The 9,464-nt window shown below is 66.5% G+C and carries 19 protein-coding genes; 18 read left to right on the top strand and 1 reads right to left on the bottom strand.

What is annotated here, in order from left to right; all coding sequences use genetic code 11:
• The first annotated feature begins 590 nt into the window (after positions 1 to 590).
• A complete protein-coding gene (locus ACIBVN_RS60030; RefSeq protein ID WP_397151754.1) occupies positions 591 to 1,046 on the top strand; it encodes a hypothetical protein in 456 nt (151 codons plus the stop codon).
• Between the two features lie 37 nt (positions 1,047 to 1,083).
• Here ACIBVN_RS60030 and ACIBVN_RS60025 read toward each other — a convergent pair whose 3' ends face one another.
• Positions 1,084 to 1,659 carry a hypothetical protein gene (locus ACIBVN_RS60025; RefSeq protein ID WP_397151752.1) on the bottom strand — a complete coding sequence of 192 codons (576 nt, stop codon included), beginning with the start codon at positions 1,657 to 1,659 and terminating at the stop codon, positions 1,084 to 1,086.
• Between the two features lie 220 nt (positions 1,660 to 1,879).
• Here ACIBVN_RS60025 and ACIBVN_RS60020 point away from each other — a divergent pair, with 220 nt between their 5' ends.
• The 17 genes from ACIBVN_RS60020 to ACIBVN_RS59940 all read left to right on the top strand — a co-directional run.
• Complete coding sequence (locus tag ACIBVN_RS60020; RefSeq protein WP_397151750.1) at positions 1,880 to 2,062, top strand: hypothetical protein; 183 nt, start codon at positions 1,880 to 1,882, stop codon at positions 2,060 to 2,062.
• Entirely contained in the window at positions 2,062 to 2,373 is a 312-nt protein-coding gene (locus ACIBVN_RS60015; protein WP_397151748.1) for a hypothetical protein, read from the top strand. The genes ACIBVN_RS60020 and ACIBVN_RS60015 overlap by 1 nt, the downstream gene beginning before the upstream one ends.
• 5 nt (positions 2,374 to 2,378) lie before the next feature.
• Positions 2,379 to 3,182 carry a phage antirepressor gene (locus ACIBVN_RS60010; protein WP_397151756.1) on the top strand — a complete coding sequence of 268 codons (804 nt, stop codon included), beginning with the start codon at positions 2,379 to 2,381 and terminating at the stop codon, positions 3,180 to 3,182.
• 111 nt (positions 3,183 to 3,293) lie between these two features.
• Entirely contained in the window at positions 3,294 to 3,599 is a 306-nt protein-coding gene (locus ACIBVN_RS60005; RefSeq protein ID WP_397151746.1) for a hypothetical protein, read from the top strand.
• Positions 3,596 to 4,006 carry a hypothetical protein gene (locus ACIBVN_RS60000; protein ID WP_397151744.1) on the top strand — a complete coding sequence of 137 codons (411 nt, stop codon included), beginning with the start codon at positions 3,596 to 3,598 and terminating at the stop codon, positions 4,004 to 4,006. Before ACIBVN_RS60005 ends, ACIBVN_RS60000 begins: the two co-directional genes overlap by 4 nt.
• Complete coding sequence (locus tag ACIBVN_RS59995; protein ID WP_397151743.1) at positions 4,003 to 4,299, top strand: hypothetical protein; 297 nt, start codon at positions 4,003 to 4,005, stop codon at positions 4,297 to 4,299. Before ACIBVN_RS60000 ends, ACIBVN_RS59995 begins: the two co-directional genes overlap by 4 nt.
• Positions 4,296 to 4,568 (top strand): hypothetical protein, encoded by a 273-nt coding sequence (locus ACIBVN_RS59990; RefSeq protein ID WP_397151741.1) that lies wholly within the window; start codon positions 4,296 to 4,298, stop codon positions 4,566 to 4,568. Before ACIBVN_RS59995 ends, ACIBVN_RS59990 begins: the two co-directional genes overlap by 4 nt.
• A complete protein-coding gene (locus ACIBVN_RS59985; RefSeq protein WP_397151739.1) occupies positions 4,565 to 5,533 on the top strand; it encodes a hypothetical protein in 969 nt (322 codons plus the stop codon). Before ACIBVN_RS59990 ends, ACIBVN_RS59985 begins: the two co-directional genes overlap by 4 nt.
• Positions 5,530 to 5,949, top strand: coding sequence for a hypothetical protein (locus tag ACIBVN_RS59980; RefSeq protein WP_397151737.1), 420 nt, complete (start codon positions 5,530 to 5,532; stop codon positions 5,947 to 5,949). Before ACIBVN_RS59985 ends, ACIBVN_RS59980 begins: the two co-directional genes overlap by 4 nt.
• The gene (locus ACIBVN_RS59975; RefSeq protein WP_397151735.1) at positions 5,946 to 6,422 is read left to right on the top strand and encodes a hypothetical protein; all 477 of its coding nucleotides are present in this window, start codon (positions 5,946 to 5,948) and stop codon (positions 6,420 to 6,422) included. The genes ACIBVN_RS59980 and ACIBVN_RS59975 overlap by 4 nt, the downstream gene beginning before the upstream one ends.
• Entirely contained in the window at positions 6,419 to 6,772 is a 354-nt protein-coding gene (locus tag ACIBVN_RS59970; RefSeq protein ID WP_397151733.1) for a hypothetical protein, read from the top strand. Before ACIBVN_RS59975 ends, ACIBVN_RS59970 begins: the two co-directional genes overlap by 4 nt.
• Before the next feature lie 81 nt (positions 6,773 to 6,853).
• On the top strand, positions 6,854 to 7,327 hold the full coding sequence (locus ACIBVN_RS59965) for a hypothetical protein (RefSeq protein WP_397151731.1): 474 nt from the start codon (positions 6,854 to 6,856) through the stop codon (positions 7,325 to 7,327).
• A gap of 148 nt (positions 7,328 to 7,475) precedes the next feature.
• Positions 7,476 to 7,874 (top strand): hypothetical protein, encoded by a 399-nt coding sequence (locus ACIBVN_RS59960; protein ID WP_397151730.1) that lies wholly within the window; start codon positions 7,476 to 7,478, stop codon positions 7,872 to 7,874.
• A complete protein-coding gene (locus tag ACIBVN_RS59955) occupies positions 7,867 to 8,106 on the top strand; it encodes a hypothetical protein (RefSeq protein WP_397151728.1) in 240 nt (79 codons plus the stop codon). The genes ACIBVN_RS59960 and ACIBVN_RS59955 overlap by 8 nt, the downstream gene beginning before the upstream one ends.
• Positions 8,103 to 8,513 carry a hypothetical protein gene (locus tag ACIBVN_RS59950; protein ID WP_397151726.1) on the top strand — a complete coding sequence of 137 codons (411 nt, stop codon included), beginning with the start codon at positions 8,103 to 8,105 and terminating at the stop codon, positions 8,511 to 8,513. The genes ACIBVN_RS59955 and ACIBVN_RS59950 overlap by 4 nt, the downstream gene beginning before the upstream one ends.
• Positions 8,510 to 8,854 carry a hypothetical protein gene (locus tag ACIBVN_RS59945; protein ID WP_397151724.1) on the top strand — a complete coding sequence of 115 codons (345 nt, stop codon included), beginning with the start codon at positions 8,510 to 8,512 and terminating at the stop codon, positions 8,852 to 8,854. Before ACIBVN_RS59950 ends, ACIBVN_RS59945 begins: the two co-directional genes overlap by 4 nt.
• On the top strand, positions 8,854 to 9,464 hold a 611-nt coding region (locus ACIBVN_RS59940), incomplete at its 3' end, for a DNA cytosine methyltransferase (RefSeq protein WP_397151722.1). The genes ACIBVN_RS59945 and ACIBVN_RS59940, both read left to right, overlap by 1 nt.

The following is a 9,464-nucleotide window of genomic DNA, read 5'->3' as shown; positions in this document are numbered from 1 at the left end:
TGCCTCGGTTGCGGCGATGGCCCCCTTCACCTGCGGTGATAAGCGATCCGTGAACGGCTTCATGCGACACCGATCAACGGCTTAACCAGCTCTTAGCGACGCGCCATCGGTGTGCAAGGGACAGTCTAAGCAGGGGAGCGCGAACCTGTGTACTGAACACTTAAGCCGTCCAACGGCGACCTTGGAAGGCGGCCTGCCTTGTGGTGGGTTGCGGTCAGACCGCCGCGGCTGCCACTTGGTCGGGCTTGCGGGCGTCACGCCGAATATGAGGGTTTTTCGCGAACAAGCGGAGGTGCTCAACGAGTGCTCCTGCCTGTGGACACTCCCTCTCTGGTGACATAAGCCTTACCCCATAAATGGGGCATTTCCGGCACAACGTACCATAACCGGCACGCTGGCCATGGCGGTAGTGACTGTCCGTGAGGGTGCACACCCTCCGTGGTGGTTCTCGATATTGCTGAACCGAAAAAAGACTTCTGTCCTGTTCCGTATAGAGTCGCGTTGTTTTAAAGTGCAAGGACTGCCGCGAGAGCCTCGGGAAAAGGGAAGCGCAGTATGGCCGCCGCATCTGCGTCATCGGCCACGAAGGGGTGGACGTGAAAGTCGGAAGTACCCGCTGGATCATCGGCAGCACGGCCGCGGCGCTCTGGGTCACCACCGCCCTCGCTGCGAAGGCCGAACTAAGCCTGCACTGGTATCTGGCGATTGGGATGGCCACGGTCGTGGCCAGTGGCGGAGTCCTGGTCTGCATCGCAGACGCCCTGACCAGGGCTCGGGAGGCGCACCAGACCGCGGCGGGAAGGGCCGCGTTCAACGAAGGCATCCAGGAGATACGCGCGGCTATCGGGGAGCACGCCGAGCGGATGGAAATAGCCACCCTTGGGCACGCTGACCAGCTCAGACGGGACGTGTTGACCGCGGACCGGTGGCTACTGACCGCCAAGTGGCGAGGCCATGCCCTGGCCCAGCATGACGCCGCCGCGGAAGCGGCTCAACGAGGAAGCGATTCGGGGCAGTGGCCGATCGTTTCGAATGGTCCACACTGACGCGCGAAATAGCCGCGAGGTTTACACGACCTCGCGGCTATTTCTTTTCCGGTTCTTCAGCGTCCGCGATGAGGCCCTGCTCTCGGAAATGATGTCGGCGGGTGGCGATGTAATCCATGATCAGGATGTTCTTGGTCTCGTCGGGAAGATCGGATTCGAGGATGTCCTTGATGAGCCGGTCACCGCGCTTCTGCTCGCTCAACGTCAACTCCTCAGGGGTTGCCAGGCCGCGCTCCACAAGGATGTCGCCAATGGTCTTCTCTTGTTGCTCGGCGATCTTCCTGAGAAGGGCGAGCGCATGCACAGCGTCAGCGGGATCTCCGGCTGGCGGGGGAGAGGTTTCGCCATCGACGTCAGAAGTCGCCAGGTAGCCGGCGGCCCGAAGAAACTCTTCGCTGAGCGGGGCAAGGTGGGGGTACTTGAGGGCGATCGCTCGGGCGAAGTTGAGGGCTGCTTCGTAGTTGGGCTGGTGCTGCCCTTTGAGCCAGCGATTGGCCATGGTGCGGTCGCGCCCAGCGAGTCGCCCGACCGCGGCCTGATTGAGGTTGGCGCGGTTCATGATCTCGGTGAGCGTCTGCCGTAGCAGGTCACGGTCCCACTCGGTTGTGTGCACGCACGCACCCTAACACGGGTATTTGCTGCTGTCAGTGCTGCTGAGGCGGTTGTTCTCGGAGCAGCCAACGGTGCGCGCACGCACACGCGCGCATTGCCGAAAAAATCGCAGTCCAGAGGTGTTGCGTGCGTGCACTCCAATATGCAAGAGTGCGTGCATGCACTCCACGCAAGAGACGCGTCCCACCATCTGCCTTCGGAGGGATGAATGGGACCGGAGGATGAACGCCAAGAAGTTGGTGACTCCGAACGCCCGCGCTGAACGCATCGGCGTCAGCCGTACCACCGTTGCCCGCATCGAAGACGGGGACCTCCAGCCGGGGCGCCTCTTCATCGCCGCTGTTCTCGACACCTTCCCCGACGTCCGTTTCGAGGACGTCTTTGAAGTGAGGCGGGCGTCCTGATGGCCACCCCGAACGAACTCGCCGCGACCCCGAAGAGCGCCTACATCTCCAAGGTCCGTTCCATCGCGGCAAACAAGTCCTGGGCGCGTACTCCGAACCGGTCTGAGCGCACGGAGGCCGCACGCAAGGCGTCGCCCACGTCGCTCGCCTACTGGATCACCAAGATCCGCAAAGAGGGCAAGGTGCGCGAGGAGGACGTCCTCGCCGCCGCTCAGAACGCCCACCGAGCCCACATGAGCGAGATGTCGCTCAAGGCCGTCGCCGCGCGCCGAGCCAAGGCCGGCAAGACAGTGGGGGAGTCGGCAGCGTGAGCAAGATGCAGCGCTTCGAGTTCCCTGGAACGGGCCAGCCCATTCGCTCGGTGCTGATCGACGGCGAGCCGTGGTTCGTCGGCAAGGACGTTGCCGAGCTTCTCGGCTACGCGAACCCCCGTGACGCGATCGCCAAGCACGTCCCCGCACGTCACCGGGGGGTGTCGCGAATCGCGACCCCCTTCGGCGATCAGGAGATGACGGTCATCAGTGAGGCCGGCGTCTACCGGCTGGTGATGCGCAGCAACCAGATCCAGGCGGAAGCGTTCCAGGACTGGCTGGCCGAGGAGGTCATCCCGTCGATCCGCCGCACGGGCGGCTACGGCAAGGTGGCCGCGTTCGACCCGACCGACCTGGAGCACGTTGCCCAGCTCGCCCGCATCGCCGCCGACCAGAAGCGCGAGATCGAAGCCCAGGCGCAGGCCATCGCCGTACTGGAGCCGAAGGCAGCGCAGGCCGACCATCACCGCGCCGCAGACGGGCTGAAGGCGGTCGGCGACTTCGCCAACGACATCAAGGCGTGGGCCAAGCACACCCACAACGTCACCGTCACACACAAGCAGGTGTGGGACTTCCTCGCCCACCTGAAGATGCTGATCCGCGGGAACACCGTCCGGCACAACCACCCGACCGCACACGCCATCGAGAACGGCTGGCTGCGGACGAAGGAGACGACGTTCCAGCGCGGCGACCACGAGGAGACGTCGGTCAGCCCGCGGCTCACGCCGAAGGGCGAGGGCTACGCCTGGGACCGCATCACCCGCTACATCGCCGAGAACGGGCACCTGCGTTTGGAGCGTGCCGCGTGACCGCCGCCGAGCAGCCCACCCCCTGAAACGGCTGCGGGCCCAGCAGATGCGACCTGCCAGGCCCGCGAGACCCCGCTCAATCAGACCTCTGGGAGAGGAGAGCAGAGCCTCATGACAACCATCATCCCATCTGCCCCTGAGCAGATCGACGTAACACCCGAGATCGACAAGCACGCCACTCTTGCCCTGGCCTGCTACCTGTTCGGCCCGGAGCAGGGCTCGCACCTGCTGCGCCGGGTTCTGCTCGCGTCGATCCTCGTAGACCGGCACGGCCTGCCGCCGACGGAGGCGATCGACCGGGCCATGAACGGGTGCGACTGGTTCACCCTCGAGGCCGGCGACGAGAAGGACCGGCTGATCGACCAGGCGCGGCGTGCTGTGCTGGCCGCCGAGCAGGACAGCGAGGTGTCGGCATGAGCCCGGAGACGATCCTCACTGGCGCGATCGGCCTGCTGGAGCAGCATGGCCGCTCCTACGGCAGCTATGACAACCACCAGGGCGAACTGTGTGTCCTGGGCGCCATGGCCGTGGCCGCCGGCAAGGAAGCCGAGTGCTGGGAAGGGCTGCGCAACGTCTACCCGAACGACATGGGAGACGGGGACGCAGAGCTTGTGGAGGCCGCCCTCCGGCTCATCAGGGTCATCCCGGTCGACGTCGACCTGGACGACCTGATGATCGAGGACCTGATCGGGGCGATCGGCAGCTGGCATGACGGCACCTTGAACGACGAGGACTCTCCGGCCGACATGCCGACGAACGCCCAAGTGTTCGCGGCTCTGGCTGAGGCTGCCCGTCTCGCCGAGACGGCAGGAGCGAGAGTATGACCGCCTCCCGCAGTCTCATCGCCCACGCGCTCCGCCATGGGGACACCCCGTTCTTCCTGAATGCGCTGCACTGGCACGGCTACTCGGTGACGATCCACTCTCCCAAGACGAGCTCGAACGGCCTCTACCTGGTCTCCGCCTACCAGCACGTGGGCAAGCGCCTGGTGACGTTGCGCGGCTCTAACGAGCACCTTCATGACGCGATCAAGGCAGTTGCCGAGCAGCTCGGCCGGACGCGATTGAGGGCATACGCCCACCGCGTCCTTGACGAACCGGCTGAGGCGGCGTCATGACGGGCGACTGGCTGGCGCTGAACGAGGCCGCCAAGCGGCTGTCCCAGGCGTGGGGCCGTCACGTGTCGATGGACGACGTGATCCGCCTCGGTGACCAGGAGCGGCTGATCGTGCGGTTCCAGCACGGCCACTTCTCGGTGCTGGAGGCGAGCGTCTCGGAGCTGGCCGCCCACGGGGGCGACGGCCAGACCGTAGGCCCGACCGTGGGCGGCGGTCCTGAACTTCCCGCCGAGATTGAGGACGAGTACCCAAGGGGGCAGAACACGTGAGCGTGGCTGGCGAGCAGCAACTCGCGAAGCTGCTCGAGCTGAGAAGGCCGTTCGAAGAGGCACAGATTGGCCTGCTGCCCCGGGTGACCTGCCCGGACTGCTCGGACAAGCGCAAGAAATGCGAGAACAAGAGCCACATCAGGAAGCGCTGCCCGGAGTGCAACGCCACCGTCTCGCCCAAGCACATCCACATCGACTTCGTGGGCCACGCCAACGTGACGAAGCGGCTGCTCGAGGTGGACCCGCTGTGGACGTGGGAACCGTTCGCGCTGGACGAGAACGGCCTCCCTCAGGTAGACACCGACAACTTCGGCAACCCCGTCGGCATGTGGATCCGCTTGACCGTGTGCGGGCACACCAGGCCCGGGTACGGGTCGGTGCCGTCGAACCAGCATGACGCCATCAAGGTGCTGATCGGTGACGCGATCAGGAACGCCGCCCAGCGTTTCGGCGTCGCACTCGAGCAGTGGATTACCGGGGAGCGAGAGATCCCTGAGGCGGAAAACGCCGTCCACGATCCCGGCCGGCGCGCGATGCCAGCCAAGCAGCGGGCCGCAGACGCGGCGGTCGTCGTCGACTCCGAGTGGGTTGCCGAGTTCGAGAAGCGCCTCGGGGAGGCCCCGCTCGAGCAGGTGGGGGCGTTCCGGCAGGACGTCATCGACGCCATGAAGACGCAGCGAATCAACTCCGACACGGCGAACCGGCTCCTGGCCGCCGTGAAGCAGCGGACCGAGGCGCTGGAGTCGGTGACCGCGACCGGCCTGCCAGCGAACAAGGACGGGTCGGTGTCCCGCTCCAAGCTTTCCGACGAGGAGCTGGCGGCGAACGGCCTGATGACGAAGCAGCAGGTCAAGGACCACAACAAGATGGTCAAGGACACGATCGCCAACCCGAAGCTGGCCGAGCGCTCCAACGGCGTTGATGCCGAGGACGAGCGGTGGATGAAGGGCGGTGCGAAGTCATGACCGCCGAACAGACGAAGACCACGCCGCAGTTCATCGACGAGGACGCCATCCTCACCCCGCCCCAGGCAGAGCGCTACTTGAAGCAGGTCAACAACGAGTTGGCCCGCGCGCAGCTCAACCTGCAGCGGACGCGCTTCTACGAGCTGAAGTTGAAGCGCGCCTACATGGACGCCAAGACGACGCTGCTGTTCTCGGAGGACTGCCCGAAGGTGGGCCGCGCGGAGGGCCACGTCACGGTCGAAGAGCGCGACGCCTGGATCAACTCCCGCATCGAGGAGTACTGGCCCTACGAGTCCGCGCAGGTGCAGCGCAAGAACGCCGAAGACCACCTGGCGACCATGGGCAAGCAGGCATCCATCGCGCAGTCGCTCAACAACAACGCGAAAGAGCTGTACGCGACGGACGGTGCCCGATGAAGCGCAGCGGACCCCCGAAGCGGAAAACGCCGCTCAAGGCCAAGACAGAGCTGAAGCGCAAGACCCCGATGCCCCGCGGTAATGGCTTCAAGAAGACAGGCAATCTCGAGCGGAACTCCTCGCTGCGCGCGCAGTCGAAGAAGCGTGAGCGGGAGAACCGCGAGCGCCATGCGATGAAGAACGCCATGTTCCCGGACGGCCGCCCGGTCTGCATCGTCCCGTGGTGCGGCCAGTGGGCCGACGACCTTCACGAACCGCTGACCCGCGCCCGCCAGGGTTCGATCACGGACCCGGACAATGCGGTGCCGACCTGCCGCGGCCACAACTCGGAGCTGACCGAAGAGCCGGCCTGGGGCTACGAGCTTGAACTGTTGGTCCACTCCTGGGACAAGCGGAGCAGCGCCCAGATAGCTGAGGCCCGCCGCGAGGCACTCGCCCGGTGGCACGCAGAACACCTGGTGGAGGCGTCATGACGTTCAACGTCACGGGGTTCGACCTCGAGTGCACCGCCTGTGGGGTGGAAGGGCCTCACCACTTCGATGGCGAGGAGACGGTCTGCCTGGCGTGCGGGACACCGCGGGAGGTCGAGGCAGAGCTGATCACGGCCGTCCTCGACATGAAGTTCTGCGACTGGTGCCGGGAGACGCTGCCGGCCAACCACACGTGCCGGGCCGACGAGCCCTCTTGCGAGTCTCGCGCCCACCTGTATCCGGACCGGTGCGGCATCTGCCCGACCGACCTCGCCCTGCAGAAGCGGGACCTCGACCGCCGCGCCGCCGAGTTCGAGCACGGCTCTCCCTCTGACCTTCTCGACCATCCCTGATCTTCCGCCGCTCGCCCCGACCTATCGGGGGACGGGGTGAGCGGCGGCGCACATCGAACCATCCCAGCAACAGGAGCACCTATGCACGCGGACACTCTCTCCCGCCCGGCTCTCACGGATGAGGACGCGAAAATCCTGCGCTCTCGTCTGACGCAGGACCTGGAATGCCTCAACGCGGTCAAGGCGTCACGTGACCAGCTGGCGACACAGCTGGCGTCCCGGGACTCGGTGATCGACGCCTTGGAGGAGTCGATCGTCAGGGCTCGGCGGCTGCTCGGCGAGGACGGCCCTCTCCTGCCGACAGCGGCCGGCCACCGGGACGTGTTCGGCGGACGTACGGCGCCGCTGGCGGGCGAGGTCGTCCCTTCCCCGGCGCGGGAGGCTCTCTCCAACGGCCAGCCGCCGGACGGGTCGTGTATCCACTGCGGCGAACCGGCCTGGCGCGTGTCGATCACGCCGGCCAGCCCGAAGGGAGCCCGCCACTCCTACGGGGCCACCTGCAACCCGGAGGACCCGAACAGCGGCGTCGCCGAACTGGCAGAGGCCGTCTCGTGACCGCCGCACTGCGCCTGGTGCGCCACTACCTGCTGAGGAAGCCGCACGTCCCCCGCCACGCGAAGCCTGAGCCGCTCCCGCCCGCTGAGGACGACCTGATCCCTTTCAAGCCTTACCCCCACCCTTACGACTCCCCGAAGGACGCAGCATGAGCGAGATCACCCGAATCAAGGCCGAGCACTACCACGCAAGCCGGGACGACATCACAGGCCGCGTCGAGCTGAACATCAGCGGCCACGGCGGGTCGGTCGTCATCGACCTGGGCGACGACGGAGACGAGATCCTCGCCGGGCTGCTCGGGTTCGGCGACGACGACCAGGACGGGGCCGAGGACGACGGTTCGGGGCCGGTCGTGCTGCCCGCCGGGTCCGGCGTCGACTACTTCGACGGCGACGGTGGCGATCACTGGCTGACCTGCGGCACCTGCGAGACGTCCATGGTGGCGATCGAGGCGGGGACGAGCGTGTGGGAGATGGCCGAGAAGATCGCTGCCCACAAGTGCGCCCGCGAGGCCGCTCAGGAGCAGAAGGGTGGCGACGATGCCTAGGCCCTTGAAGGTCACCGTGCACGACCCGGAGACGGGCGAGACGGCGCACACCGAGGTTCCTGTCGGATCGTACTTGCTGGTGTGCGTTGAGCCGTGCCGTAGGACCGCTCTCAACGCCTACGCGACTGGAACCCACCAGATCACCGTCAAGGGCGTCACCGACCCCATGGCGGGGTTCTGGAACGGACACGACGCTGGGGCCGCTCAGGCAGACCAGGAGCGTGCCAAGTGAGCGACCCGATGACCACCGAAGAACTCGAGGCTTTCCGCGAGAACGCCCCCGAGCGCGTGGGCGGCCCGCTCTGGTCGCTGCTCGACTGGTCGTTCTGGGGTGCCGGGATGGCCGACGTCTTCCGGGAGCCGCTCGCTGACACGATGCTCGCCGCTATACCGGACAACGTCCGCAAGCAGGCCGAGGCGATCATGGCCGACTTCATCGAACGGCGCGGCATCGAGAAGACGGGCGTCACCGTCTACCAGGAGCAGCGCGCGGAGGTGGACCGTCTCAAGACCGCCATGCAGAACGCCGCCTCCACCGCCATGGAGCTCGGAGCCCATGCCGGGATGGACGTCATCATCGGCTACCTGTCGGACGCCGGGATGCTTCCGCCTGAGCTGCTGGACGGGGGCACGTCATGAGGTGGTTCTGGCTGCTTCTGGGGGTCCTGATCGCCGCCGCAACTGCCGCCGCGAGCGTGGCGAACATCCGGGCCGGCCGCGGGGACGTGGCCGACTGGCTATGGCTGGCCCTTGCCGCGGGCTACACGGTGTGGACGTGCTGGCACCTCAGCCACCTGCCCTCCCGCCCTCGGCCTTACCAGTCGGTCGGCCACCAGCGCCTGGCCCTGTCCGAGGACCGGGACCCGGTGGAGGACTTCATCGCCGACGCCCTCCGCTACGAGGCCGACCAGCAGATGCTGCGCCGCGGCGGACGCCTTAACGCTCCCGACGTCCACGACGTGTTCCCTGAGGAGGGCTGATGAGCCGCCGTTCTTCGCAGCCCCACCGCGTTGCGACACATCGCCCCGCCGTACGCCGGCGCCGGTTCCGCCACGACGAGCTCATCGCCGTCGATCTGTTCTCGGGCTTCGGCGGCCTCACGCAGGGCATCGAACTCGCCGGATTCACCACGATCATGGCGGCGAACCACAACACCTACAAGGTCGAGGTCCACGAGGCCAACCACCCGCACGCCGAGCACTGGATCGCGGACCTGGTCAACCCGGAATCGTCCGACTACCACTCCGCCCGCGACCTCCCCCCCGCTGATCTCCTTGTCGCCGGCGTGAGCTGCGTCAACCACTCGCAGGCCAACACCCAGAAGGCATACCAACTGGGCCTGTCGCTGTTCGACCTCGACGACCCCGAATTCGAAGAGCGCGTCACCAGATCAGAACGCGACCGCGCCACGGCCAACTGCGTGCTTCACTACGCCGCCCAGCATCACCCTCGGATGATCCTCGTCGAGTGCACCACCGAGCTCACCTCGTGGGGCCCGGCGGTGCCGGGCAAGAAGTACGGCGACGGCAGCACCTACCGGTGGTGGCTCAAGCAGTTCGACCTGCTGGGCTATAACCACAGGGTTCTCTA

The sequence above is a fragment of the Nonomuraea sp. NPDC049400 genome (genome assembly GCF_044466425.1).
In the GTDB taxonomy this organism is placed as follows: Bacteria; Actinomycetota; Actinomycetes; order Streptosporangiales; family Streptosporangiaceae; genus Nonomuraea.
The sequence above is the reverse complement of the archived record's forward strand: the minus strand, read 5'-3'. Positions and strand labels throughout refer to the sequence as shown.